The sequence below is a fragment of the Pseudomonas putida genome, from assembly GCF_001941965.1.
Lineage (GTDB): Bacteria > Pseudomonadota > Gammaproteobacteria > Pseudomonadales > Pseudomonadaceae > Aquipseudomonas > Aquipseudomonas putida_L.
The window spans coordinates 130266-156334 of sequence record NZ_MKZO01000001.1; the positions used below are offsets into that span (position 1 = coordinate 130266).

At 62.7% G+C, this 26069-nt stretch carries 24 protein-coding genes, 1 tRNA gene and 3 pseudogenes; 16 read left to right on the forward strand and 12 right to left on the reverse strand.

Annotated elements, in window-relative coordinates; all coding sequences use genetic code 11:
- Position 1: 1 nt before the first annotated feature.
- Positions 2-1276 carry a uracil-xanthine permease family protein gene (locus PSEMO_RS00600; RefSeq protein WP_075801267.1) on the forward strand — a complete coding sequence of 425 codons (1275 nt, stop codon included), beginning with the start codon at positions 2-4 and terminating at the stop codon, positions 1274-1276.
- A gap of 68 nt (positions 1277-1344) precedes the next feature.
- Here the strand turns inward: PSEMO_RS00600 and hemH are convergent, their stop codons facing one another.
- Positions 1345-2358, reverse strand: a complete 1014-nt coding sequence (hemH, locus tag PSEMO_RS00605; RefSeq protein WP_075801268.1) for a ferrochelatase — start codon at positions 2356-2358, stop codon at positions 1345-1347.
- A 12-nt stretch (positions 2359-2370) separates the two neighbouring features.
- Positions 2371-3273 (reverse strand): TIGR01777 family oxidoreductase, encoded by a 903-nt coding sequence (locus tag PSEMO_RS00610; RefSeq protein ID WP_075801269.1) that lies wholly within the window; start codon positions 3271-3273, stop codon positions 2371-2373.
- 192 nt (positions 3274-3465) lie between these two features.
- On the opposite strand from PSEMO_RS00610, the gene PSEMO_RS00615 reads away from it, so the two are divergent.
- The 5 genes from PSEMO_RS00615 to PSEMO_RS00635 all read left to right on the forward strand — a co-directional run bounded on the left by PSEMO_RS00615 (position 3466) and on the right by PSEMO_RS00635 (position 8541).
- Complete coding sequence (locus PSEMO_RS00615) at positions 3466-4452, forward strand: NAD(P)/FAD-dependent oxidoreductase (RefSeq protein ID WP_075801270.1); 987 nt, start codon at positions 3466-3468, stop codon at positions 4450-4452.
- Between the two features lie 110 nt (positions 4453-4562).
- A complete protein-coding gene (locus PSEMO_RS00620) occupies positions 4563-5519 on the forward strand; it encodes a YbgA family protein (protein ID WP_075801271.1) in 957 nt (318 codons plus the stop codon).
- Positions 5509-6420 carry a MerR family transcriptional regulator gene (locus PSEMO_RS00625; RefSeq protein ID WP_075801272.1) on the forward strand — a complete coding sequence of 304 codons (912 nt, stop codon included), beginning with the start codon at positions 5509-5511 and terminating at the stop codon, positions 6418-6420. Before PSEMO_RS00620 ends, PSEMO_RS00625 begins: the two co-directional genes overlap by 11 nt.
- Positions 6411-7850, forward strand: coding sequence for a deoxyribodipyrimidine photo-lyase (phrB, locus tag PSEMO_RS00630; RefSeq protein ID WP_075801273.1), 1440 nt, complete (start codon positions 6411-6413; stop codon positions 7848-7850). Before PSEMO_RS00625 ends, phrB begins: the two co-directional genes overlap by 10 nt.
- The gene (locus PSEMO_RS00635) at positions 7840-8541 is read left to right on the forward strand and encodes an SDR family NAD(P)-dependent oxidoreductase (protein ID WP_075801274.1); all 702 of its coding nucleotides are present in this window, start codon (positions 7840-7842) and stop codon (positions 8539-8541) included. The genes phrB and PSEMO_RS00635 overlap by 11 nt, the downstream gene beginning before the upstream one ends.
- A 145-nt stretch (positions 8542-8686) precedes the next feature.
- Here PSEMO_RS00635 and PSEMO_RS00640 read toward each other — a convergent pair whose 3' ends face one another.
- From PSEMO_RS00640 to hemA, 6 genes are all read right to left on the reverse strand, one after another.
- Positions 8687-9205, reverse strand: coding sequence for an acyloxyacyl hydrolase (locus PSEMO_RS00640; protein WP_075801275.1), 519 nt, complete (start codon positions 9203-9205; stop codon positions 8687-8689).
- Between the two features lie 122 nt (positions 9206-9327).
- A complete protein-coding gene (gene murI / locus PSEMO_RS00645; protein WP_075801276.1) occupies positions 9328-10125 on the reverse strand; it encodes a glutamate racemase in 798 nt (265 codons plus the stop codon).
- Positions 10118-10873: a molybdopterin-synthase adenylyltransferase MoeB gene (locus PSEMO_RS00650; RefSeq protein WP_075801277.1), complete on the reverse strand. Its 756-nt coding sequence runs from the start codon at positions 10871-10873 to the stop codon at positions 10118-10120. Before PSEMO_RS00650 ends, murI begins: the two co-directional genes overlap by 8 nt.
- Entirely contained in the window at positions 10867-11697 is an 831-nt protein-coding gene (gene prmC, locus PSEMO_RS00655) for a peptide chain release factor N(5)-glutamine methyltransferase (RefSeq protein WP_075801278.1), read from the reverse strand. Before prmC ends, PSEMO_RS00650 begins: the two co-directional genes overlap by 7 nt.
- Complete coding sequence (gene prfA / locus PSEMO_RS00660) at positions 11698-12780, reverse strand: peptide chain release factor 1 (protein WP_075801279.1); 1083 nt, start codon at positions 12778-12780, stop codon at positions 11698-11700.
- Positions 12777-14054 carry a glutamyl-tRNA reductase gene (gene hemA, locus PSEMO_RS00665; protein WP_075801280.1) on the reverse strand — a complete coding sequence of 426 codons (1278 nt, stop codon included), beginning with the start codon at positions 14052-14054 and terminating at the stop codon, positions 12777-12779. Before hemA ends, prfA begins: the two co-directional genes overlap by 4 nt.
- A gap of 303 nt (positions 14055-14357) precedes the next feature.
- Between hemA and PSEMO_RS00670 the strand changes: the two are divergent.
- From PSEMO_RS00670 to PSEMO_RS00710, 9 genes and pseudogenes are all read left to right on the forward strand, one after another.
- A pseudogene (locus tag PSEMO_RS00670) lies at positions 14358-15965 on the forward strand (tetratricopeptide repeat protein); the annotation flags it as partial.
- 4 nt (positions 15966-15969) lie between these two features.
- Positions 15970-16587: a lipoprotein insertase outer membrane protein LolB gene (lolB, locus tag PSEMO_RS00675; protein ID WP_075801282.1), complete on the forward strand. Its 618-nt coding sequence runs from the start codon at positions 15970-15972 to the stop codon at positions 16585-16587.
- A gap of 1 nt (position 16588) precedes the next feature.
- The gene (gene ispE / locus PSEMO_RS00680; RefSeq protein ID WP_075801283.1) at positions 16589-17434 is read left to right on the forward strand and encodes a 4-(cytidine 5'-diphospho)-2-C-methyl-D-erythritol kinase; all 846 of its coding nucleotides are present in this window, start codon (positions 16589-16591) and stop codon (positions 17432-17434) included.
- 34 nt (positions 17435-17468) lie between these two features.
- Positions 17469-17543 (forward strand) — tRNA-Gln (locus tag PSEMO_RS00685).
- A gap of 48 nt (positions 17544-17591) precedes the next feature.
- Complete coding sequence (locus PSEMO_RS00690) at positions 17592-18533, forward strand: ribose-phosphate pyrophosphokinase (protein ID WP_009405962.1); 942 nt, start codon at positions 17592-17594, stop codon at positions 18531-18533.
- 140 nt (positions 18534-18673) lie between these two features.
- Complete coding sequence (locus PSEMO_RS00695; protein ID WP_075801284.1) at positions 18674-19270, forward strand: 50S ribosomal protein L25/general stress protein Ctc; 597 nt, start codon at positions 18674-18676, stop codon at positions 19268-19270.
- A 76-nt stretch (positions 19271-19346) separates the two neighbouring features.
- Positions 19347-19931 carry an aminoacyl-tRNA hydrolase gene (pth, locus tag PSEMO_RS00700; RefSeq protein ID WP_075801285.1) on the forward strand — a complete coding sequence of 195 codons (585 nt, stop codon included), beginning with the start codon at positions 19347-19349 and terminating at the stop codon, positions 19929-19931.
- Between the two features lie 21 nt (positions 19932-19952).
- Positions 19953-21053: a redox-regulated ATPase YchF gene (gene ychF, locus PSEMO_RS00705; protein WP_075801286.1), complete on the forward strand. Its 1101-nt coding sequence runs from the start codon at positions 19953-19955 to the stop codon at positions 21051-21053.
- A gap of 187 nt (positions 21054-21240) precedes the next feature.
- Complete coding sequence (locus PSEMO_RS00710; protein WP_009686181.1) at positions 21241-22485, forward strand: tyrosine-type recombinase/integrase; 1245 nt, start codon at positions 21241-21243, stop codon at positions 22483-22485.
- Here PSEMO_RS00710 and PSEMO_RS00715 read toward each other — a convergent pair.
- Positions 22482-22772: a hypothetical protein gene (locus tag PSEMO_RS00715; RefSeq protein WP_009686180.1), complete on the reverse strand. Its 291-nt coding sequence runs from the start codon at positions 22770-22772 to the stop codon at positions 22482-22484. The two genes, PSEMO_RS00710 and PSEMO_RS00715, sit on opposite strands and share 4 nt — an antisense overlap.
- Before the next feature lie 58 nt (positions 22773-22830).
- On the opposite strand from PSEMO_RS00715, the pseudogene PSEMO_RS33695 reads away from it, so the two are divergent.
- A pseudogene (locus PSEMO_RS33695) lies at positions 22831-22953 on the forward strand (integrase); the annotation flags it as partial.
- 97 nt (positions 22954-23050) lie between these two features.
- Here the strand turns inward: PSEMO_RS33695 and PSEMO_RS00720 are convergent.
- The 3 genes and pseudogenes from PSEMO_RS00720 to lnt form a co-directional block, all read right to left on the reverse strand.
- Positions 23051-23861, reverse strand: a pseudogene (locus PSEMO_RS00720) (ISL3 family transposase); the annotation flags it as partial.
- Between the two features lie 128 nt (positions 23862-23989).
- The gene (gene lspA / locus PSEMO_RS00725; RefSeq protein ID WP_008930575.1) at positions 23990-24511 is read right to left on the reverse strand and encodes a signal peptidase II; all 522 of its coding nucleotides are present in this window, start codon (positions 24509-24511) and stop codon (positions 23990-23992) included.
- Between the two features lie 53 nt (positions 24512-24564).
- The gene (lnt, locus tag PSEMO_RS00730; RefSeq protein WP_009686176.1) at positions 24565-26004 is read right to left on the reverse strand and encodes an apolipoprotein N-acyltransferase; all 1440 of its coding nucleotides are present in this window, start codon (positions 26002-26004) and stop codon (positions 24565-24567) included.
- Between the last annotated feature and the right edge of the window lie 65 nt (positions 26005-26069).

Below are 26069 nucleotides of genomic sequence, written 5' to 3' on the forward strand. Positions count from 1 at the left end.
CATGCAGGACGAGTTCAACGACCCGCTCTGGCGGCAGATCGTCTCTGGCGCGCAGATGCTCTTCGTGGCCTTCGGCGCCCTGGTGCTGATGCCGTTGATCACCGGCCTGGACCCTAACGTCGCGCTGTTCACCGCGGGCCTGGGGACCATCCTGTTCCAGATCGTCACCGGCCGTCAGGTCCCGGTGTTCCTGGCCTCCAGCTTCGCCTTCATCACCCCGATCATCCTCGCCAAGGGCCAGTTCGGCCTCGCCGAGACCATGGGCGGCGTGATGGCCGCAGGCTTCGTCTACACCTTCCTGGGCCTGGCGGTGAAGATCAAGGGCACCGGCTTCATCGACCGCCTGCTGCCGCCGGTGGTGATCGGCCCGGTGATCATCGCCATCGGCCTGGCCATGGCGCCGATCGCCGCCAACATGGCCATGGGCAAGGGCGGTGACGGCACGGTCCTGATGCCGTACAGCACGGCCATGATGATTTCCATGCCGGCGCTGCTGACCACCCTGATCGTCGCCGTGTTCGGCAAGGGCATCTTCCGCCTGGTGCCGATCATCGCCGGCGTGCTGGTGGGCTTCGCGCTGTCCTTCGCCTTCGGCGTGGTCGACGTGGCCAAGATCGCCGCGGCGCCTTGGCTGGAGCTGCCGAAGTTCACCGCCCCGGCGTTCAATTGGCAGGCCATCCTGTTCATCGTTCCGGTGGCCCTGGCACCGGCCATCGAGCATATCGGCGGGGTGATCGCGGTGGGCAGCGTGACCGGTCGCGATTACCTGAAGAAACCCGGCCTGCACCGCACCCTGCTGGGCGACGGTATCGCCACCACCACCGCCGGCCTGTTCGGCGGCCCGCCCAACACCACCTACGCCGAAGTGACCGGCGCGGTGATGCTGACCAAGAACTACAACCCGAAGATCATGACCTGGGCGGCGATCTTCGCCATCGTCCTGGCCTTCATCGGCAAGTTCGGCGCGCTGCTGCAAAGCATCCCGGTCCCGGTGATGGGCGGCATTCTCTGCCTGCTGTTCGGCTCGATCGCGGCGGTGGGCATGAACACCATGATCCGCCACAAGATCGACCTGAGCGAAGCGCGCAACCTGGTGATCGTCTCGGTGACCCTGGTGTTCGGTATCGGCGGCGTGCTGGTCGGCAGCGGTGACGGCCCGGATGACTGGGGCCTGAAGGGCATCGCCCTGTGCGCCATCGTCGCCATCGGCCTGAACCTGCTGCTGCCGGGCAACGACGGCTGGAAAAACAAAGTGATGGACGATCATCTGCCGTAAGGCCGGCGACCCTGCGTTGCAATGAAGAAGGGGCTGCGTTTGCAGCCCCTTCTTCATTTCTGGTCAGATCAGGCCCGCTCGCAGAGCGTGGTCAGGGCCTTGGTCCATTCCGGGTGATCGTTGAGACACGGCACCAGGGTCAGCTCCTCGCCACCCGCCTCGATGAACTGCTCGCGACCACGATCACCGATCTCTTCCAGGGTCTCGATGCAGTCGGCGACGAAGGCCGGGCACATCACCAGCAGCTTCTTCACCCCGGCCTTGGCCAGCTCATCCAGGCGTGCCTCGGTGTAAGGCTCGATCCACTTGGCCTTGCCCAGGCGCGACTGGAATGACACCGACCATTTGCCTTCCGGCAGGCCCATCTGCCTGGCAAACGCCTGGGCGGTGCGCAGGCACTGGCCGCGGTAGCAGACCGCAAGCATCTCGGCGGAGGCGTCGCGGCAGCAGTCGGCTGCCTGGAAATTGTGCTTGCCGGTGGGGTCGAGCTTTTTCAGATGGCGCTCCGGCAGACCGTGGAAGCTCAGCAGCAGGTGATCGAAATCCTGCTCCAGCCAGGGCTTGGCGCTGGCCACCAGGGCGTCGATGTACTCGGGCTGGTCATAGAACGGACGCAGCACGCGCATGTCCAGCGGCAGCTTGTGCTCGGCGATGGTCGCCTTCGCCTGCTCCACCACCGTGGTCACCGTGCTATCGGCAAACTGTGGATACAGCGGCGCCAGGGTCACCTTGCGCACGCCCTGGGCGGCGAGACGCTGCAACACGGCGGGCAGCGCCGGCTCGCCGTAGCGCATGGCGATTTCCACCGGGCCATGGGTCCAGTGCGGGCGCATGGCCTCCTGCAGGCGCCGGGTCAGCACCACCAGCGGCGAGCCTTCCGGCCACCAGATCGAGGCGTAGGCATGGGCCGACTGCTCAGGGCGCTTGATCAGGATCAGCGACACCAGCAGCCGCCGCACCGGCCATGGCAGGTCGATGACATAGGGGTCCATCAGGAACTGGTTGAGATAACGGCGCACGTCGGCGACGGAAGTGGACGCCGGCGAACCCAGGTTGACCAGCAGCAGAGCATGATCGGTCATGCAACATCCTTTTCAGAGGCGCGGGGACAAGGCATCCAGCGCCGATTGCACATCGTTGAAACGAAAAGTGAAGCCCGCCGCCAGGGCCCGCACGGGCCGGGCACGCTGGCCACCGAGCAGCAGCGTCGACAGCTCGCCCAGGCCGGCCTTGAGCACCAGCGCCGGCAGCGGCATGAACGCCGGGCGATGCAGGGCGCGGCCCAGGCGCCGGGCAAACTCGCGGTTGCGCACCGGCTCCGGCGCGCAGGCATTATAAGGACCGCTGGCCTCGTCGCGCTGCAAGAGAAAATCGATCAGGGCGATTTCGTCCTCGATATGGATCCACGGCATCCACTGCCGACCATCGCCGATAGGCCCGCCCAGCCCGAGCTTGAACGGCAGGCGCAGGCGCGACAAAAAGCCGCCCTCGGCGGACAGCACCAGGCCGGTACGCACCAGCACCACGCGGATGCCCAGGGCCTCGGCGCGCAACGCGGTTTCTTCCCAGGCAATGCACAGCTGGCTGGCGAAATCCTCTTTCACCGGACGCGAGGCCTCGGTCAGCTCACGCTCGCCGCCGTCGCCGTACCAGCCTACCGCAGAGCCGGAAATCAGCACTGACGGGCGCTGCTGGCGCTGCTCCAGCCAGGTCAGCAGGTGTTCGGTCAGGGTGATCCGGCTGCCCCACAACTGCGCCCGGCGCGAAGCGGTCCAGGGCCGATCGGCAATCGGCGCGCCAGCCAGGTTGACCACGGCGTCCAGCGGGCCGTCACCGTAGTCCTGCAACTGCGCAATACCGCGAACTCCTGCGCCGCAGAGTTTTCCAACCTGTTCGGGACGCCGGCTCCAGACCGTCAGGCTGTGCCCCTGGTCCAACCAATGGCGACACAGTTGCTGTCCGATAAGACCTGTACCGCCGGTCAGCAATATATTCATGGCCGTGTCCTCTCAGTGGCGTGGGCTGGTCTATTTTTAAGAGCAAGGCACTTTTTTGACCGTTCACTCTGGGATAAACAGTAGGCCAACCCGTTGTAACGAGCCGAACAATCTTATACAGAACATCAGAGTTGTACAGGTTTGTCGACAGCCAAGGCTGTCTGTACCGCATAAAGGTTCAAAGAGGCCATCATGACCGTACCTATCGCCATCATCGGTGCCGGCATCGCCGGACTCTCCGCCGCCCAGGCATTGCAAAAGGAAGGCTTGCCCGTCCACCTGTTCGACAAGGGCCACGGCAGTGGCGGCCGCATGGCCAGCAAGCGCAGCGATGCCGGCGCGCTTGACCTCGGCGCGCAGTACTTCACCGCCCGCGACCGGCGCTTCGTCGAGCAGGTCCAGCAGTGGGAGGACAAGGGCTGGGTCGCCGAATGGAAACCCCAGTTGTACAACTACCGCGAAGGCCAGTTGACCCCGTCGCCGGACGAGCAGACCCGCTGGGTCGGCACGCCGCGCATGAGCGCGATCACCCGTGGCCTGCTCAAGGATGTCACGGTGAACTTCAGTTGCCGGATCAGCGAGGTGTTCCGCGGCAAGCAGTACTGGCACCTGCAGGACACCGACGGCTGCACCCACGGCCCCTTCAGCCGGGTCATCGTCGCCGTGCCCGCACCGCAGGCCACGCCGTTGCTGGCCGCCACCCCGAAACTCGCCGCCGCCGCCGCCGGCGTGCAGATGGAACCGACCTGGGCCATCGCCCTCGGTTTCGACACCCCGCTCGACACCCCCATGCAAGGCTGCTTCGTCCAGGGCTGTGCCCTCGACTGGCTGGCGCGCAACCGCAGCAAGCCGGGCCGCGACGAGCAGCTCGACACCTGGGTGCTGCATGCCACCTCGGCCTGGAGCAAGCAGCACATCGACCTGCAGAAGGAAGCGGTGATCGAGCAACTGCTGGGCGACTTCGCCGAACTGGTGGGCTGCGCCGTACCTGCGCCAAGCTTTACCCTCGCCCACCGCTGGCTTTACGCCCGCCCCGCCGGCAGCCACGAATGGGGCGTGCTCGCCGATGCCGACCTGGGCCTGTATGCCTGCGGCGACTGGTGCCTGTCGGGCCGGGTCGAAGGTGCCTGGCTCAGCGGCCAGGAGGCAGCTCGTCGGCTGATCGAACACCTGGAGTAACCCCTGCGGACACTGCGGCCTCTACAGGGATATTGACTTGTACAACCTTGAGCCTATGCTGAGCAAAGTTGTACAGGTTTTTGTCTTTGTACAAGAAAGGTTGCCGCCGCATGTCCGATACCAAGCCGAAAATCGCCCTCAGCGCCTGCCTTGCCGGTGAAGAAGTCCGCTTCAATGGCGGCCACAAACAGTCCCGTTTGTGCACCGACGTCCTGGCCGAACACTTCGAACTGGTGCCCGTCTGTCCGGAAGTGGCCATTGGCCTGGGCACACCGCGACCCGCCATCCACTTGACCGGTGATCCGCAGAATCCCCGCGCCACCGGCAGCCGCGATCCATCCCTGGACGTTTCCGACGCCCTGCGCGCCTACGCCGAGCACACGGCTGTCGAGCTCGATGACATCTGCGGCTACATCTTCATGCAGAAATCCCCGTCCTGCGGGCTGGAGCGGATCAAGGTCTACCAGGCCAACGGCTATCCTGCCCAGGAGCGCGCCAGTGGCCTTTATGCCGCACGCTTCCGCGACCTGCGCCCGGACCTGCCGATGGAAGAGGAAGGCCGCCTGTGTGACCCGGTCCTGCGGGAAAACTTCATCACCCGGGTGCTCGCCTATGCCGACTGGCAGCGCCTGCGCAGCGAGGGCCTGAGCCGGCATGCGCTGATCGCCTTCCACTCGCGCTACAAGTACCAGCTGATGGCGCACAACCCCGAGCAGTACAAGGTGCTGGGCAAACTGCTCGGCAGCATGAGCCGCCAGGACGATCCCGAGGCGCTGGGTACGCGCTACTTCAGCCAGTTGATGAGCGCCCTGTCGCGCTGCGCCAGCCGGGGCACCCACGGCAATGTGCTGATGCACCTCAGCGGCTATCTGCGGCGCTTCCTCGGCCCGCAGGACAAGCAGGAAATCCGCCAGTTGATCGACCAGTACGTGGCCGGCGTGGTGCCGCTGGTGGTGCCGCTGACCCTGCTCAAGCACCACCTGCGCCATCACCCCGATCCCTACCTGCTGGCCCAGGTCTACCTGCAGCCACACCCGGAAAACCTGAGCCTGCGCAATGCCATCTGAACCCCTGCTGCCGATCCGCGAGATTGCCCGGCTGACCGGCGTCAATCCGGTCACCTTGCGCGCCTGGGAGCGCCGTTACGGCCTGGTGGTGCCACAGCGCACCAGCAAGGGTCACCGGCTGTACAGCAGCGACCAGGTGCAGCGGATCCAGGCGATCGTGTCCTGGCTTAACCGTGGCGTGGCGGTCAGCCAGGTCCTGCCGCTGCTGGACAGCGATCCTTCGCCCGCCACGCAGAACAGCGGCGATGACTGGAATGTGCTGTCTACCCAACTGACCAACAGCATCGCCCACCTCGGCGAGCGCCAACTCGACCAGCAATTCAACCAGGCCATGGCGCTGTACCCGGCCTCGACCCTTTGCGAGCAATTGCTGCTGCCGTTGTTCGCACAGCTGGAGGTGCGCTGGCAGGTCCATCCGTGTGCAGCGGTGGAGCGGGCGTTTTTCCACAGCTGGCTGCGCAGCAAGCTGGGCTTGCGGGTGTATCACAACAACCGCCAGCTCAGTGGCGTGCCGGCCTTGTTGCTGAGCGCCGGCAACCAGCCTTTCGATCCTCACCTGTGGCTATGCGCCTGGCTGGTCAGCGACGGCGGTTGCCCGGTGGAAGTCTTCGACCTGCCCCTGCACGGCCGCGACCTCGCACTGGCGGTGGACCGGCTCAAGGCCGGGGCCCTGCTCCTTAGCCTCAACAAGGTCGCGGACAGCGAACAGCTGCAACGCGACCTGAATCCGCTCAAGGTGCCGAAACTCCTGTTCGGCGCTGCGGTCACCTTACATAAGCAAGCATTGGGGATGGATCCCGACTGGCACCTGCTCGACTCGCCACTGGCCGCCCAGCGCTGCCTCCAGGGACTGGGAACGCTTGCCCCGCACTCTCCTGACGGAACGACTTCATGCAACTGATCTGGCTGCGCAACGACCTGCGCATTCACGACAACACCGCGCTCGCCGCCGCCAGCGAGCGCGGGCCGACCCTGGCCCTGTGGCTGGTCAGCCCCGGCCAATGGCGAGACCATGACGATGCCGCCTGCAAGGTGGACTTCTGGCTGCGCAACCTGCGCGAACTGAAGGAGGCCCTGGCCCACTACAACATTCCCCTGTTGATCCGCAATGCCGAGCACTGGAAAAGCGCTCCCCGGGTGCTGCACCAGGTCTGCCAGGAACACGGCGTGCAGAACGTGCATATCAACGAGGAATACGGCATCAACGAGGAACAGCGGGATCGCCAGGTCGGCGAACTGCTGCAGCGCCATGATATCCGCCTGCACAGCTACCTCGATCAGTTGCTGTTCAAGCCCGGCACGGTGCTGACCAAGAGCAACGGCTACTTCAAGGTCTTCACCCAGTTCCGCAAGGTTTGCTACCAGCGCCTGCACCACGCCCTGCCCGCCTTGCAGCGGCTGCCGCGCAAGCAGGACAGGCTGCCCATCGCCAGCGATGACATTCCCGACACCATCAAGGGCTTCGCCGCACCGCCAGACGCCCTGCGCGAGCACTGGCCAGCCGGCGAGAGCCACGCCCGCAAGCGTCTCAAGGACTTCGCCGACGACGCCATGGCCGAATATCCCGAACAACGTGACATCCCCTCGGTGGACGGCACCAGCCAGCTCTCGCCCTACCTTGCGGCGGGGGTGATCTCGGTGCGCCAGTGCCTGCACGCGGCGCTGGCCAGCAACCATGGTGAATTCGAAAGCGGCAATCCTGGCGCAGTCACCTGGATCAACGAGCTGCTCTGGCGCGAGTTCTACAAGCATGTGCTGACCGGTTATCCCCGTGTTTCCCGGCACCGTGCCTTCCGTCCGGCCACCGAGGCGGTGAAATGGCGTGACGCCCCGCAGGATCTCAAGGCCTGGCAGCAAGGCCGCACCGGTATCCCCATCGTCGATGCCGCCATGCGCCAGTTGCTCGCCACCGGCTGGATGCATAACCGTTTGCGTATGGTGGTTGCCATGTTCCTCAGCAAGAACCTGCTGATCGACTGGCGCGAGGGCGAAGCGTTTTTCATGCGTCACCTGATCGACGGCGACCTCGCCGCAAACAACGGTGGCTGGCAGTGGAGCGCCTCTACCGGAACCGATTCCGTACCCTATTTCAGGGTGTTCAACCCCGTCAGCCAGTCGGAACGCTTCGACAGCAAGGGGCGCTTTTTGCGACACTGGCTGCCGGAGCTCAAGGACCTTGACGATAAGGAAATCCACAGCCCCGGCGGCCTGTTTTCGGCAAAGGGTTACCCACAGCCCATTGTCGATCTGGGCATGAGCCGCCGGCGTGCAATCGAGGCATTCAAACAACTACCCAAAGAACAAGAAGCAGAGCACGAGCGTGACTACTGAGCATACGAAACGAATCTGGGTCACCGGCGCCAGCAATGGTCTCGGTCATGCATTGGCCTTGCACCTGCTCAGCCTCGGTCATCATGTGGCACTCAGCGGGCGGGCGTCCTTCGACCCGCTGCCGGACAACCTGACACCGCGCAGCCTGATGCTCGACGGCGACCTCAGCGATGCGGTCGACGCCGAAGCCATGAGCCAGCGCATCCAGAAGCACTGGGGCGCGCTGGACCTGCTGATCATCAATGCGGGTTCCTGCGATTACCTCGACGCGCACACCAGCGGCACCGCGATGTTCGAGGCCCTGATCGCCAGCAACCTGGCGGCCAGCACGCACTGCCTGAACAGCGCCCTGCCCTTGTTGCTGGCCGGCAAGAAAGCGCAGGTGGTGGGCATTCTCAGCAGTATCACCGCGCTGCAGCAGCATGAAAGCAGCCGATGGCCGGACGCACAGACCAGCCTGGCGCACTGGTTTAGCGAGACCCGCAGCGTGCTTTCGCCGCAGGAAATCGACCTGACCCTGATCGCGCCGCAAACCTTGAAGAAGCCGGTGACCCTGAGCATCGCCCTGCCGCAGCAGTGGACGGCGGACACGGCGGCGCTGGCGATCATCGATCGGTTGCCGCAGAGGATGCCGGAGATGGTGCTAGAGGCATTGTCGGTGAGCAGCCTGTGGCCTTTGCGGCGCCCCTGAGGGCCCTATCGCTGGCAAGCCAGCTCCCACAGGTCCGGCGGTGCACGCGGCTGTGGGAGCTGGCTTGCCAGCGATGAGGCCCGAAAGAACAACACAAAAAGAAACCCCGCCATCTCCGGCGGGGTTTCCTTTAATGCGTCAAACCTCAGAGCGCCATGCGGTAATGCAGGGCATAACTCTCGGCGCCATCGTTCGGCTGGCTGATCCCGGCATTGGAATAATGGATCGCCCGCACCCCGATCTCATGCCCACCGGCGAAGCGCAGGCCGAAACCGATGCGGTCCTCGAACTGGAAAGACCCACCCAGGTTGTTGCTTTCCAGCTTGGTGTGGGCGAACGCCGCGACACCGATCCCCGCCTCGATATAGGGTTTGACCGAACCGCCACCGAATTCATAAACGAACACCGGGGCGAACGACAGGCTGTGGTTGCTCGACGTCTCGTCGCCATCCCAATAGGTGTAGCCGGCGTCCCAGTAACCGGTCAGTCGGCCCACGCTGGTTTGCCACCAACTGGCATCCCAATCGGATTCCAGGCCGAGACGGTAGGTCATGGTGGAGTCGCTGGTCTGGCCGACTGCAAAGGTCAAGCCGGCAGCCTGCGCGGTAAATGCTTGCCCCAGGGTTGCAACTGCAAGTGCAGCTGCGCAAATCAGTTTCTTCATGAGAAACGTCCTTTAAAGGAAATCCTGTTGTTGGTTTTTTGTCTCATCAGACAACGTAGTAGAAATCTGCGCTTACAAAGGAGTTCACTGGATCTTCGACTTTTTGTGAAAATTTTGTCGAATCACCGGCTGAAGCTTCTCACAAGGTCAGATTTATTCCACAACAAAGGCAGGATTTTTCTCAGATGTTCTGGATCCGCGCTGGTCCAGAACTGCGCAGGAAGGGCCGGGCCGGGCGCCAGCAGGTCGCGCTCGGCCAGCAGGCGCTGGAGTTGCCGGGCCACGGCGGCGCCGGTATCGATGATCGCCACGGTCGCCGGAACCATCTGGCTCAACAGCGGACGCAGGAATGGATAGTGGGTGCAGCCGAGGATGATGGTGTCGCAACCGGCGGCCAGCAGCGGTTCGACATAGCCCTGAAGCAGTTGGCGCAGGGCCGGGCTGTCCAGGTCACCCGACTCGATCAGTTCCACCAGGCCAGGACAGGGCTGGGTCACCACTCGTACATCAGTGGCGAAGCGATCGAGCAAGGCCGCGAACTTGGCACTCTGCAAGGTGCCGGTGGTAGCGAGCACGCCGACCACACCACTGCGCGTCGCAGCGGCCGCCGGCTTGACCGCCGGCTCCATGCCCACCAGCGGCCATTGCGGAAACTGCTCGCGCAGGTCGGCAGCAGCGGCCACGGTGGCAGTGTTGCAAGCCAGGACCACGGCCTTCACGCCCTGCTCCTGGAAGAACCCGGCAACGCTGCGGCAGCGCTGGCGAATGAATTCGGGGGATTTTTCGCCGTAGGGGATATTGCCGCAGTCAGCCACATAGAGCAGCGACTCGTTGGGCAGCAGGCGAGAAATCTCGGCCAGTACCGACAGGCCGCCGACACCGGAGTCGAACACGCCGACCGGCGCCGACGCCTCAGCCATGGGTGCGCCCGCACACCGCGCAGCCCGGGTCGCGCTTGACCCGCAGCTCGCGGAAGCGCGTGCCCAGGGCATCAACCAGCAGCAGGCGCCCCACCAGCGGTTCACCGAAGCCGGCCAGCAGCTTCAGGGCCTCCAGCGCTTGCAGGCTACCGACCAGACCGACCAAAGGCCCGACCACGCCGGCCTCGCTGCAGGTCAGTTCGGCCTCGCTGCCGTGACCATACAGGCAGTGGTAGCAAGGACTCTCGGCGCGCCGCGGATCGAACACCGACAACTGCCCTTCCAGGCGAATCGCCGCGCCGCTCACCAGCGGCTTGCCAGACTTGACGCAGGCGGCGTTGACCGCCTCGCGGGTGCCGAAGTTGTCCGAGCAATCCAGCACCAGATCGACTGCATCGACGGCGGCAGCGAGGGAATCCTCGTCCAGCGCACGACGATGGGCAACCAGCTGGATATCCGGGTTCAGCGCCCGCAGCCGCGCCAGCGCCGAGTCAACCTTGGGCTGCCCGACGGTGCTGCCGTCATGGATGATCTGCCGTTGCAGGTTGGTCAGGTCGACCGTGTCGAAGTCCGCCAGATGCAGGGTGCCGACACCCGCCGCGGCGAGATACAGCGCTACCGGCGACCCCAGGCCACCGAGCCCGACGATCAGCGCGCTGGCGTTCTTCAGGCGCAACTGGCCGTCGATATCGATCTGCGCCAGCAGGATCTGCCGGCTGTAACGCAGCAGCTCCTCGTCGGTCAGCACGGCAGGCGCCCCAGGGTGATGCGTTCGTGGGCATTCAGGTCGAGGCGGCTTTCGATCTGCTCGAAGCCGTGGCGCGCGAGCAGTTCACGCACTGCCGCCGCCTGGTCGTAACCGTGCTCCAGCAACAGCCAGCCAGCTTCGACCAGGTGCGCAGGGGCGTCGGCGATGATCTGGCGCAGGTCGTCCAGGCCATCGGCACCGGCCACCAGGGCGCTGCTCGGTTCGAAACGCACGTCACCGGCGACCAGGTGCGGATCTTCGGCAGCGATATACGGCGGGTTGCTGATGATCAGCTCGAAACGCTGGCCTTCCAGGGCACTGAACCAGTGGCTTTGCAGGACCGTGACATTGTCCAGTTGCAGGCGCTCTCGGTTGCGGTTTGCCAGGGCCACGGCCTCGGCCACCCGGTCCACGGCGGTGACCTGCCATTCGCGGCGCTCGCTGGCCAGGGCCAGGGCGATGGCGCCGGTGCCGGTGCCGAGGTCGAGCACCCGCGCCGTGGCGGTGGGCTGCACGGCCATGGCGGTTTCCACCAGCAGCTCGGTTTCCGGACGCGGGATCAGGGTGTGCGGGGCAACCTCCAGATCGAGATTCCAGAAGCCTTGCTGGCCAAGAATGTAGGCCACCGGTTCACCGGCACGGCGCCGCTGCACATACTCGGCGAAGGTCTGCGCGGCCTCGCTGCTGACGATGCGCTCCGGCCAGGTGTGCAGGTAGCTGCGGCTCTTGCCGATGGCCGCGGCCAGGAGCAGTTCGATGTCCAGGCGCGCGGTCGGCGAGTCGGGAAGCTCCGCGCCGCGGAGCAGGCTGGCGATAATGGTCATTCAGTCACCCAATGCGGCCAGTTGATCGGCCTGGTATTCCGCCAGCAGCGGTTCGATTACGGCGTCCACGCCACCCGCCAGCACTTCGTCCAGCGAATACAGGGTCAGGTTGATGCGGTGATCGGTGACCCGGCCCTGTGGATAGTTATAGGTGCGAATCCGCTCGGAGCGGTCGCCCGAACCCACCAGCAGCTTGCGCTCGGAGGCCATGGCGTTCTGCGCAGCGCTGGTCTGCATGTCGTTGAGCTTGGCCGACAGCCAGGACAGCGCCCGGGCGCGGTTCTTGTGCTGGGAGCGCTCTTCCTGGCATTCGACCACGATCCCGGTGGGCAAGTGGATGATCCGCACTGCCGAGTCGGTCTTGTTGATGTGCTGACCGCCCGCGCCGGAAGCGCGGTAGGTATCGACCCGCAGATCGGCCGGGTTGATCTCGATCGCCACCTGCTCGTCCGGCTCCGGCAACACCGCCACGGTGCAGGCGGACGTATGGATACGGCCCTGGGATTCGGTCTCGGGGACGCGCTGCACACGGTGCGCGCCGGACTCGAACTTGAGCTTGGCGTAGACGTTCTCGCCTTCGATGCGGGCGATGATTTCCTTGTAGCCGCCGTGCTCACCCTCGTTTTCCGAGAGGATTTCCAGGCGCCAGCCACGCCGCTCGGCGTAGCGCGAGTACATGCGGAACAGGTCGCCAGAGAAGATCGCCGCCTCGTCGCCGCCGGTGCCGGCGCGGATTTCCAGGAACACGTTGCGGCCGTCGTTGGGGTCCTTCGGCAGCAGCAGGCGTTGCAACTGGTCTTCAAGCGCCAGCAACTGCTCCTTGGCTTCGCGGACTTCCTCCACGGCCATCTCGCGCAGGTCAGGGTCGCTGTCCTTGAGCAGGGCCTGGGCCCCTTCGAGGTCGTCCTGCAACTTGCGCCACTGCACATAGCCGGCGGCCACCGGCTCCACTTCGGCGTATTCGCGGGAATAGGCGCGGAAGCGGGTCTGGTCGGAAATGACCTCGGCATCGCCGAGCAGGGCGGTCAGTTCCTCGAAGCGATCCTGGAGAATCTCCAGTTTTTTCAGCAGCGACGCTTTCATTGCGGGGATTTATCCGTGGAGCCCTCGTTGAGGGCAAAGAGTTCCTGGGCCATGGCCAGCGCATCGACGCGGCCTTCGGCGGAGAGCTTTTTCAGTTGCACGCTGGGCGCGTGCAGCAACTTGTTGGTCAGGCCGCGGGCCAGTTGCACCAGCACGTCCTCGGCGCTGGCGCCGTTGGCCAGCAGGCGCTGGGCCTTTTGCAGTTCTTCGTCACGCAGCCGTTCGCTTTGCTGGCGGTAGGCGCGCAGCACATCAACGGCGGCCAGGCCGCGCAGGCGCGACATGAAGTCTTCGACGCCGACGGTCACCAGTTCCTCGGCCGCCTGGGCAGCACCCTGGCGGCTCTTGAGGTTTTCCGCGACCACGTCGTGCAGGTCGTCGACGGTATAGAGGTAGACGTCGTCCAGCTCACCGACTTCCGGCTCGATATCCCGCGGTACGGCGATATCCACCATGAAGATCGGCTTGTGCCGGCGCAGCTTCAGCGCGCTTTCCACTGCACCCTTGCCGAGGATCGGCAACTGGCTGGCGGTGGAGCTGATGACGATATCGCTGTTGACCAGTTCCTGCGGGATATCCGCCAGCAGCACCGCACGCGCACCGAACTGCTCGGCCAGGGTGCTGGCCCGCTCCAGGGTGCGGTTGGCGACCACGATACGGCGCACACCCTGCTCGTGCAGGTGACGGGCAACCAGGGTGATGGTCTCGCCGGCACCGATCAGCAGCGCCTGGCTGCGCCCGAGGTCACTGAAGATCTGCCGGGCCAGGCTTACCGCGGCGAACGCCACCGACACCGGGTTCTCGCCGATGGCGGTATCGGTGCGCACCTGCTTGGCCGCGCTGAAGGTGGCCTGGAACAGCCGACCGAGCAGCGGACCGATGGTCCCGGCCTCGCGGGCCACGGCATAGGCGGACTTCATCTGCCCGAGGATCTGCGGCTCTCCGAGCACCAGCGAGTCGAGCCCGGAGGCGACCCGCATCATGTGCCGGACCGCGTCGTGCTCCTCGTGGATGTAGGCGCTCGCCCGCAGCTCGTCGATGCTAAGGTGGTGATAATCGGCCAGCCAGCGCAGGACGCTGTCCGCCGCCAGGTGGTCCTGCTCGATGTACAGTTCACTGCGGTTGCAGGTCGAAAGGATCGCGGCTTCGCGGCTGGCGGTCAGTCGGCAGAGCTGCTGCAAGGCTTCGACCAGCTGCTCAGGGGTAAACGCCACGCGCTCGCGTACGTCTACCGAGGCAGTCTTATGGTTGATACCGAGGGCAAGGAAGGCCATTCAAAGTCGCTGGTTGTGACGTGAAGCCGATAATTGTCCTACTTCGCTGGATCGAGAACAACCACCGCTCGCGATTGTCCCTATAGTCTGTATCCATAACGCCATCGTGAAGTGGGTTTGCCCTGATGCTTGTGTCATGATGGCCTGACCGCAGGTTAGTCGCTCAAAATCCTCATTATGAATAGATCTTCCGCGTTGCTGCTCGCTCTCGCCCTGCTTCAGGGCTGCCAGGTCATGCCGGGTTCCGGGGAGGCCTCGGCGCCTGCCGTCGGACAATCCGTCGCACCGGCGGCCAAGCCGGAGCCGACGGTCTACGGCTCGTTCACCCAGGACACCCTGTATAGCCTGCTGGTCGCGGAATTGGCCGGGCAGCGCAACCGCTTCGACATTGCCCTGGACAACTACATGATCCAGGCCGAGAAGACCCGGGACGCGGCGGTTTCCGAGCGGGCCTACCGCATCGCCGAGTACCTCGGTGCCGACCAGTCGACGCTGGAGGCCTCGCTGCTGTGGGCACAGAACGACCCGGAAAACATCGACGCCCAGCGCGCTGCGGCCATCCAGTTGGCCCGGGCCGGACGCTACGACGATTCCATGGTCTATATGGAGAAGGTTCTCCAGGGCCAGGGCGATACCCATTTCGACTTCCTCGCCCTGTCCGCTGCGGAAACCGACCAGGACACCCGCGACGGCCTGCTGAAAAGTTTCGACCGCCTGCTGCAGAAGTACCCCGACAACAGCCAGTTGGTGTTCGGCAAGGCCCTGCTCCTGCAACAGGACGGCAAGTCCGAAGAAGCCCTGGCCCTGCTCGAAGCCCACCCGCCGCAGCAGGACAGCGAAATCGCCCCGATCCTCCTGCGTGCACGCCTGCTGCAAAGCCTCGACCGTGGCGACGAAGCCCTGCCGCTGCTGCGCAAGAGCATCGCCCGTAACCCGGACGACAAGCGCCTGCGCCTGACCTACGCGCGCATGCTGGTGGAGCAGGACCGCATCGACGACGCCAAGATCGAGTTCGCCAGCCTGCTCCAGCAATACCCGGACGATGACGAACTGCGCTATTCCCTGGCCCTGGTCAGCCTCGAAGCCAAGGCCTACGACGAAGCCGCCGGCTACCTGCAGGACCTGATCGACCGCGACAGCCACGTCGACGCTGCGCACCTCAACCTCGGGCGCATCCGCGAAGAGCGCAACGACCCCGAAGGCGCCCTCTCCGAGTACGCCCAGGTCGGCGCCGGCAACGACTACCTGGCCGCGCAATTGCGCCAGGCCGATATCCTCATTGCCAATGGCCGTACCGACGAAGCCGTGCGCCGTCTCGACCAGGCCCGCGACAGCCAGCCTGACTACGCCATCCAGCTGTACCTGATCGAAGCCGAGACCCTCGGCAACAACGGCAAGGAAGAACAGGCCCAGCGCGTCCTCGACAACGCCATCAAGCAGTACCCGGACGACCTCAACCTGCTCTACACCCGGGCCATGCTGGCCGAGAAGCGCAACAACCTGGTGCAGATGGAAACCGACCTGCGTGCCATCATTACCCGCGAGCCGGAAAACGCCATGGCCCTCAACGCCCTGGGCTACACCCTTGCCGACCGCACCACGCGCTATGCCGAAGCCAAGCAACTGATCGAAAAAGCCCACCAACTGACCCCGGACGACCCTGCCGTGCTCGACAGCCTTGGCTGGGTCAACTACCGCCTGGGCAACCTGGACGAGGCCGAACGCCTGCTGCGCCAGGCCCTGGCGCGCTTCCCCGACCATGAAGTTGCCGCCCACCTGGGCGAAGTGCTGTGGGCCAACGGCAAGCAGCGCGAAGCCCGCCAGGTCTGGGCCAAGGCCTTCGAAGGCCAGCCCGACAGCCCCATCCTGCGCAAGACCGTCCTGCGCCTGACCGGATCCGAGACCCTTTAAGCCTATGTTCCTGCGCCACGTCATCACCTTCAGCCTGATCGCCCTGCTCGCCGGTTGTGCCGGCTTCGGCCCCAAAGAAGCCGTCCAGGGCCAGGGCAGCCCGCAACTGTGGAAAGAACACAAGGCTCAGTTGAGTACCCTCGACGGCTGGCAGATCAACGGCAAGGTCGGTATCCGTGCACCGAAGGACTCCGGCAGCGGCACGCTGTTCTGGCTGCAACGCCAGGATTACTACGACATTCGCCTGTCCGGCCCGCTGGGTCGTGGCGCTGCACGCCTGACCGGGCGCCCGGGCCAGGTCACGCTGGAAGTCGCCAACCAGGGCCGCTTCGAAGCGCCGACCCCGGAAACCCTGCTGGCCGAGCAACTGGGCTGGGAATTGCCGGTATCGCACCTGGTCTGGTGGGTCCGCGGCCTGCCCGCCCCGGACAGCAAGAGCAAGCTGACCCTCGACGGCGACAGCCGCCTGGCCAGCCTGGAGCAGGACGGCTGGCAGGTGGAATACACCAGCTACACCGAGCAGAACGGCTACTGGCTGCCCGAGCGAATCAAGATGCACGGCCAGAACCTGGACGTGACCGTGGTCCTCAAGGAATGGCAACCGCGCCAGCTGGGGCATTGAGATGAGCGAGCGCCTGACCCTGCCGGCCCCGGCCAAGCTCAACCTGATGCTGCATATCCTCGGCCGCCGCGCCGATGGCTATCACGAGCTGCAGACCCTGTTTCAATTCCTCGATCATGGCGACGAACTGAGCTTCGCCCTGCGTGAAGACGGTGAAATCCGCCTGAACACCGAGATCGCCGACGTACCCCACGACAGCAACCTGATCGTCCGCGCCGCGCGCAAGCTGCAACAGCTGACCGGCACCCAACTGGGCGCCGACATCTGGCTGAACAAGGTACTGCCCATGGGCGGTGGCATCGGCGGCGGCAGCTCGGATGCCGCAACCACCCTGCTCGCCCTCGACCACCTGTGGAAAACCGCCTGCAGCGAAGACCAGCTCGCCGAACTGGGCCTGGGCCTGGGCGCCGACGTGCCGGTGTTCGTCCGTGGCCACGCGGCGTTCGCCGAGGGCGTGGGCGAGAAGCTCACCCCGGTCGACCCGCACGAGCCCTGGTACGTCGTGCTGGTCCCGCAAGTGACTGTAAGTACGGCGGAAATTTTTTCGCATCCTTTGTTGACACGTAATTCAAAGCCCATTAAAGTGCGCCCCGTTCCCGAGGGAAACAGTCGAAATGACTGTCAAGCGGTAGTTGAGCAAAGTTACCCAGAAGTACGTAACGCCTTGAATTTGTTAAACAAATTCACTGAAGCAAGACTCACCGGAACTGGAAGTTGTGTGTTTGGGGCCTTCCCAGACAAAGCTGAAGCTGATAGAGTTTTGGCCCTTCTTGCAGAGACCCAGACAGGGTTCGTGGCCAAGGGAAGCAACGTTTCGATGTTGCATCGCAAGCTACGAAATCTGTAGGAACCGAGTATCAGGTACTCGCAGCAGCAGATACAGGGGCGTCGCCAAGCGGTAAGGCAGCAGGTTTTGATCCTGCCATGCGTTGGTTCGAATCCAGCCGCCCCTGCCATTTTCCTTATACTCATCCAGGTATACCCTCAGCCTTCAGGTACTGCGCGTGTCCAAGATGATGGTCTTTACGGGGAACGCCAACCCCGATCTGGCTCGGCGTGTCGTACGTCAGCTGCATATCCCACTGGGTGATGTTTCTGTCGGCAAGTTCTCCGACGGCGAAATCAGCACTGAGATTAATGAAAACGTCCGCGGTAAGGACGTCTTTATCATTCAGCCGACTTGCGCGCCAACCAACGATAACCTGATGGAACTGGTAGTGATGGCCGACGCCTTCCGCCGCTCCTCAGCGTCCCGAATCACCGCTGTGATTCCTTACTTCGGATATGCCCGCCAGGATCGCCGTCCGCGTTCGGCGCGTGTTGCCATCAGCGCCAAAGTCGTCGCTGACATGCTCACCGTCGTCGGTATCGACCGTGTTCTCACCGTCGATCTGCACGCAGACCAGATTCAAGGCTTCTTCGATATTCCGGTAGATAACATCTACGGCTCCCCTGTATTGGTGGATGACATCGAAGACCAGCGTTTCGAGAATCTCATGATCGTTTCCCCGGACATCGGTGGTGTCGTGCGTGCACGTGCCGTCGCCAAGTCCCTGGGTGTCGACCTCGGGATCATCGACAAACGCCGCGAAAAGGCCAACCACTCGGAAGTAATGCACATCATCGGTGACGTCGAAGGACGTACGTGCATTCTGGTCGACGACATGGTCGATACCGCCGGCACCCTGTGCCACGCGGCCAAGGCCCTGAAAGAACACGGCGCTGCCAAGGTTTACGCCTACTGCACGCACCCTGTACTCTCCGGTCGCGCGATCGAGAACATCGAGAATTCCGTGCTCGACGAGCTGGTGGTGACCAACACCATCCCGCTGTCTGCCGCAGCACAAGCCTGTGACCGTATCCGTCAACTGGATATCGCACCGGTCGTCGCCGAAGCGGTTCGCCGCATCAGCAACGAAGAATCGATCAGCGCGATGTTCCGCTAAGGCATCTGCCTGGCGAACATCCGTTGACGTAAAGCGCCCCGCCCCAACACCCGTTGTTGGGGCGGGGCTTTTTTGCCCTCTCCGCTTTGGTGCTGGTCGCAAGCACCACCCGGAGCCGAGGCTAATTTTGGAGATACAAAATGACTGATTTCATCCTGAACGCCCAAGCGCGTACTGACCTGGGGAAAGGTGCGAGCCGCCGCCTGCGTCACGCCGCCAGCATCCCAGCCGTTGTCTACGGTGGTAACAAGGACGCCGAGTCCGTAACCATCCTGGCCAAGGAAATCGCCAAGCTGTTCGAAAACGAAGCTGCCTTCAGCCACGTTATCGAACTGAACGTCGATGGCAAAAAGCAGAACGTCATTGTCAAGGCAATGCAACGTCACCCAGCCAAGCAGTTCATCATGCACGCCGACTTCGTTCGCGTCGTTGCTGGCCAGAAACTGACCGCCAAGGTTCCGGTTCACTTCATCAACGAAGAAGCTCCGGTCAAGAAAGGCGGCGAGATCTCCCACGTAGAAAACGAGATCGAAGTTTCCTGCGAAGCCAAGGACCTGCCTGAGTTCATCAACGTTGACCTGGCCAACGCTGAAATCGGCACCATCATCCACCTGTCGGACCTGAAAGCTCCGAAAGGCGTAGAGTTCGTCGCTCTGGCCCACGGTGATGACAAAGCTGTTGCCAACGTTCACGCCCCGCGCGTTGCTCCGGAAGCTGAAGAAGGCGCTGCCGAGTAATCCACTCGGTTCGCCGGTGTTGCCCGGGTTGCGGCGCTGACGCCGCAACCCCCAACTCCAAGGAAGAGCCCCTGACGTGACCGCCATCCAGTTGATCGTCGGCCTGGGAAACCCGGGCCCCGAATACGAACAGACCCGGCATAACGCAGGGGCTCTTTTCGTTGAACGCATCGCCAGCACCCAGCGTGTCAACCTGACCGCTGACCGCAAGTATTTCGGCCTGACGGCAAAATTCAGCCATCAGGGCCACGACGTTCGTCTGTTGATCCCCACCACCTACATGAACCGCAGCGGCCAGTCCGTTGCTGCTCTGGCCAATTTCTTCCGCATCGAGCCAGATGCCATCCTGGTGGCCCACGACGAACTCGACCTGCCCCCCGGCGTCGCCAAGCTCAAGAAGGGCGGCGGCCATGGCGGGCACAACGGCCTGCGCGACATCATCGCGCAGCTCGGCAACAAGAACGACTTTCACCGTCTGCGGCTTGGCATCGGCCACCCGGGTGATGCCAAGCTGGTGTCCAACTTCGTCCTCGGCAAGGCGCCCCGCGCCGAACAGGACAAGCTCGACGCCAGTATCGACTTTGCCCTCGGCGTGCTGCCGGACATCCTCGCCGGCGAATGGGCGCGTGCGATGAGAGAGCTGCACAGCCAGAAGGCCTGACTTCACGAAGAGGGATTCACCATGGGATTCAATTGCGGCATCGTCGGCCTGCCCAACGTCGGCAAGTCCACCCTGTTCAACGCCTTGACCAAATCCGGTATCGCGGCGGAGAACTTCCCCTTCTGCACCATCGAGCCGAACAGCGGCATCGTGCCGATGCCGGACGCCCGCCTGGACGCCCTGGCGGCCATCGTCAAGCCGCAGCGCATCCTGCCGACTACCATGGAATTCGTCGACATCGCCGGCCTGGTGGCGGGCGCGTCCAAGGGTGAAGGCCTGGGCAACAAGTTCCTCGCCAACATCCGCGAGACCGACGCCATCGCCCACGTGGTGCGCTGCTTCGAAGACGAGAACGTGATCCACGTCTCCAACAGCGTCGACCCCAAGCGTGACATCGAGATCATCGACCTGGAACTGATCTTCGCCGACCTCGACAGCTGCGAGAAGCAACTGCAGAAGGTCGCGCGCAACGCCAAGGGCGGCGACAAGGAAGCCCTGGCGCAGAAAGCCATCCTCGAAAAACTCATCCCGCACTTCACCGAAGGCAAGCCGGCGCGCAGCCTGATGAAGAACATGGGTGACGACGAGAAGGCGGTGATCCGCGGCTTCCACCTGCTGACCAGCAAGCCGGTGATGTACATCGCCAACGTCGCCGAAGACGGCTTCGACAACAACCCGCACCTGGACGTGGTGCGTGCCATTGCTGAAGAAGAAGGCGCGGTCGTGGTGCCGGTGTGCAACAAGATCGAAGCGGAAATCGCCGAGCTCGACGAAGGTGAAGAGAAGGACATGTTCCTCGAGGCCCTGGGCCTGGAAGAGCCTGGCCTGAACCGCGTGATCCGTGCCGGCTACGCCCTGCTCAACCTGCAGACCTACTTCACTGCCGGCGTGCAGGAAGTCCGGGCCTGGACCGTCCGCGTCGGCGCCACCGCGCCACAGGCGGCCGGCGTGATCCACACCGACTTCGAAAAAGGCTTCATCCGCGCCGAAGTGGTCGCCTATGACGACTTCATCCAGTACAAGGGTGAAGGCGGTGCCAAGGAAGCCGGCAAATGGCGTCTGGAAGGCAAGGACTACATCGTCAAGGACGGTGACGTGATGCACTTCCGTTTCAACGTCTAAACAGCAACTTGTATTTCACCGGACCTTACCGGACACAGAACCCCTTGAGGAATGAAGCCTCAAGGGGTTTTTCTTTTCCGAAAAGGTCCGACAAGAATCTATACGATCCACATATTTACCGGGTACGCTACCGGGTATCGAAAAATTCACCCACCCATATAACCGGGTATAACAGGATTGAGCAGCCATGCCGCTTACCGATACCGAGTGCCGTACCGCCAAGCCCAAGGAAAAGCCCTACAAGCTCACAGATGGCAATGGCCTTTACCTTGAGGTGAAGCCTAACGGGGTTAAGGCATGGCGCTATCGGTTCGAGCTGAACGACGGAACCGGCAGGAAGGAAAGCGTGTTCGCGATTGGGGGCTATGTAATCGCGCCCAAAGGGGAATCACCCGAGCACGCCGAAGAGCGCCGCAAAGGGCGCCGCTTCACTCTTGCGGAGGCACGCGATGAGCGCGTGAAAGCCCGCGCCCTAGTCATACAGGGCATCAATCCCGCGCACCACCGGCAACAGGAGCGGGTGAAGCGCGACCACGAGAAGGCCATTACGTTTGAAGCCGTCGCCAAAGAGTGGCTTTCACTGAAGGACTGGGAGGAGATCACCAAGTCCAGACGACTCAACATGCTTGAACGCGTCGTTTTTCCCAAAATAGGCGATCTGCCGATTAAGGCCATCACCCCCGTGCACATTCTGGAAGTGCTCAGAGCAGCTACTCAAGACAATGGCCCATCTGTTGCCCAGGAAGCCAAGCGGAGCATGTCCGGAGTTTTCGAGCTGGCAATTTCCACGCTGCGAGCCAGCACCGACCCGGTACACCCCGTTCGAAAAGCCCTGCCAGCTAACAAGACTCAGCACAAACGCCCTCTCTCCACCGAAGAAATTGGCCAACTGTTACGCGATGTCGAATCTCACGGCGGGCGCCATGAGACCCTCTGCGCTTTCCAGCTCATGTGGCTGACTCTTTGCCGCCCCAATGAAGCTGTAGAGGCTCAATGGGCAGAGTTTGACCTGGAGAAGGCGCTTTGGCGCATTCCCGCCGAACGGATGAAAAAGCGCAAAGATCACACAGTGCCACTGCCGCGACAGGCAGTCGAAATACTGCGAGGCCTGCATTCCATAACAGGAAAATACACCCACGTATTTCCTCACCGCGACGTACGCACCCGCCCAATGGTTGCGGCCTCATTCCGCCAGATGCTCAACACACTAGGCTGGGGAGGTAAATACAGCCCGCATGCCACGAGGACAACGGGCAGCACCAGACTCAATGAGATGGGCTATTCAGCAGACTGGATCGAAAGACAGCTCGCCCATACCGAGCAAAACGCTGTCCGCCGCACCTACAACCATGCCGAGTATTTGAGTGATCGAGCCATGATGATGCAGAGATGGGCGGACATGCTGGACAGCTGGAAAAAGGAAAACCCTTAGACTGACTTGAAAGACACGTCCGTGACCACTTTTACACCTTCGGGCTTTTTAACCATATCAGAATCATCAACATCGAGCCCCTCATTGCCTAAGGTAAAGGACACAACCCAAACAAACTGGCCGAACTCCGACTCAGCTGTGAAGGTTACTGACCACTCCTCCGAGCCATCTTTATTTTTCAGGCCTGATTGCTTTTTCTGATCCCCCTGGGACAGTTTGCTGGCAGAAATTTGATGCGGAACGCGGTTTACCTCAAAAACGAGCTGACCTACTGGCTTAACTTGCATATTTCCTCCCATGTCGAAGCAGAGGACTATAAACGAGCCGCTTAACAGGCACTACTGAGTTGAGCGCAGACGCCCGATGATGGCCGGGTGGAGCGAGCACATCCAGCAAGCAGCTGCCGGCAACCTTGCGATGTCGGCTATCAAGGAAAAGCGGGACAGAAAGGTCGTTTCGATACACTGATGGATGGTCTGCTGCCGACCAGAGCGCATAACCGCCCAGACATAAAATCGGGTATCCGGATTAAGTGGTTGATGGGCCTTCCAGCCCCATCCAACCCTTAGTCCTTCCAGAAGGTTGATAGATCGACACCGAAGTTCTTCTCAGGCTCGGGGAGTCCCATGTTGTAGGTCATGGTGGCTCTGCCCAGAAACGGGGATTCCTTGACTTGTGGCGCCTTCTTCTTGTGCTTGGTGGTATAGAGCATCCGGGCTCGCATTACCTCGAACGAATAGCCCCGGCCATCACGGTTTTTGTCCTTGGCTAGGCGGTTTATCGACTACGTGAAAGCGTTGGTGATCGGGATGTCGGTCTCAAAGTAGGTCAGCATCTCTTCACGCCAGCCACTGACGGCGCTGACGAGATCCTTCCAAACCTCCTTCTGCCCCTGAGGGATGTTGTCAATCCAGGTGGCGAGAGCCTGTTCGGCACCACGCCGATTGGTACAGTCCCAGATATGGTAGAAGCGCTCCTTGTGCTCGTAAGCCGCCAAGAGCTGGGGGGAATGCTCCTGTCCAGGTCTCCATGATGAGCCGTTCGCGGTCTGAAACGTCGTGAGCGCGCTTCAGCAGGATTTTCCGGTCACCTTTGAGGGTCCGGCGCTGATTGGGCTTCAACTCCTTCCTTAGGCCTTTGCGGATCTTCTCTAAGGCCTCGTTGGCCATGCGCACGACGTGGAACTTATCGACCACGATACGGGCCTGTGGCAGCACCGTCTGGAAGGCGCGGCGGTAGGGCTTCCACATGTCCATGCTGACGATCTCGACCTGGTGGCGGTTGGCCATGCTCATGAGGCGTCTTGTCACCCTCTCTTGCTGACGACCGGGTAGCAGGTCCAGCAGGGTGCGCTCTTCCGGATTGGTTAGGATGCAGCAGAGCCCTTGGCAGCAGTCGTGCATCAGGAACGTACAGCTGGCTCATGAAGGCGTGCCGCCTTATCAAGGCCCAGGACGCGCCTATTCCGGAAGTCAAGCATGCGATAGCGAAGACGCTAGGCGATTCAGCGGCGGCGGCTGCCTGGTTGATGTCGTATTTCCGCCCAAATAAAGAGGGCGACACCGAGGAAGATCCATACGTCCGCTAGGTTGAACGATGGCCAGTGCCACTGGGCATAGTGAAAATCGAGAAAATCCTCTACGTAGCCTAACCGCAAGCGATCTGCGACATTGCCCAACGCGCCGCCGAGGATCGCACTGAGGGCGAGCCGATAACTCAGTACGCGTGGTGAACGCCAAAGCCAGTACACCAGTAATATCGAGATAACCAGGGCCAGTCCGATGAAAAGCGGCTGCTGCCAACCGCCGACATCCGCGAGAAAGCTGAAGGCCGCCCCCGTATTGTGGCGGTGGACCCAATTGAAGAAGGGTGCGGCAGGCACGCTTTCACCATGCGCTAGCATGGTGCTGGCAAGGTACTTGCTCGCCTGATCGACAAACAGTAACAGGAGCGAGAGCCACAGCCAGCGCATCGCCTTTCCCGGCTCGTGGGCTTTCTCTGCGAGCCGACTGCCATAAGTAGACATATCCCCTTCCTCCTGACCCAATCTAGAATTTGCTCGCTGCTAAATAACAAGCGTCATGTACCCAACCGATGATGCCGACGAATTCGACGGAGCAGGAGCAGGCCGAGTCCGAGTGCGGTCAGGCCAAGGACAGGCCAATCCCGCCAGCGCACATAAGGGGGCGCGCCAGTTCGCGGTGTCACTTCGGCGCTGAGGGTGGCCACTTCGAACTGCGGAGCACGCTTGAGCACTTTGCCCTCATGATTGATGGCTGCTGTGATACCGGTGTTCGTGGCTCGAAGAAGGTCACGTCCGGTTTCGATGGCACGCATGCGTGCCATCTGGAAATGCTGGAGGGGGCCGAGCGAGCTGCCGAACCAGGCATCGTTGCTGACATTCACCAGTAACTGCGCTTCGGGCAGAAGCTCAGTGACTTCGGCACCAAAGACCGCCTCGTAGCAGATGAGTGCCCCTACGGGCACCCCTGCTGCATTCAGGACGTGCGCTTCCCGTCCCGGTGTGAAGTCGGACATGGGCGCCCCGAGCACGTCGAGGGCCGACCCCAAAAGATCCCGAAACGGAACATATTCACCGAAGGGCACCAGGTGGCGTTTGTAGTAGAAGCCTGAGGGATCAGAGAGGCTTACCACGGCGTTGTAGGTACGGCCCTCCGCCTCGCGTACCGGGACGCCAATCATTAACGATGTGCCTGCCTGATCGGCTAACGCCTCAAGCTCAGCAAGATATGCTTTGGCCTGGTCATGCCACATCGGGATTGCCGCTTCTGGCCAGATCACGATATCGGCTCCGAGATGCTGCGCGGTAAGCGCCTGATAGCGCTCAAGTGTGATGTCCCGGTATCTCGGGTCCCATTTCTTGTCTTGCGCGATGTTTCCTTGCAAGAGGACGACATCGATCGGGTCAGCGGCTGGCTGCGTCCATTCACGATCCAGCAGTTGCAAGCCGGCGAGGGTAGCGACTAACACGGCACCGACTACCGCAGCACGGCGCAGGCTTGGCCCCTGGACAACCCAGGCAAGCCCGCCAGCGAGAAGTGCCACCAGTAAACTCACGCCAAGCACGCCAAAGACGGGAGCGATAGTGGCAAGTGTGGTGTCGGTCTGGCTGTAGCCAATGAAGAGCCAGGGAAAGCCGGTCAAGAACCAGGTGCGCATCCATTCACTCAGCACCCATGCCGCAGGTAGCCCTAGCCAGAGTGCCATTGCATCCATCTCAGGGCGCAGGCAGCGCACGAGGTACGCGACGCCCCATGGAAAGAGGGCGAGCAGCGAGACAAAGGCCGCCGTGACTAACACCGCCACCACGGGGCCATTGCCGTACTGGCTAATGCTGATAAAGACCCAGGAGACACCCACGCCGAAGTAGCCAAGGCCAAAGAGGTAGGCCGACCACAGCGCCTGACGCCTTGAAGACTGCGCGGTCAGGACAAAAAATGTTGCCAGAGCGATCACCGCAAGCCATGCCCAGCCCACAGGGGCAAAGGCAAGCGGCATGGCGCCTCCAGCAAGTAGAGCCATCCCCCCTGTCAGAAGCGGCTTATAGCGCACGCCCGTGTATA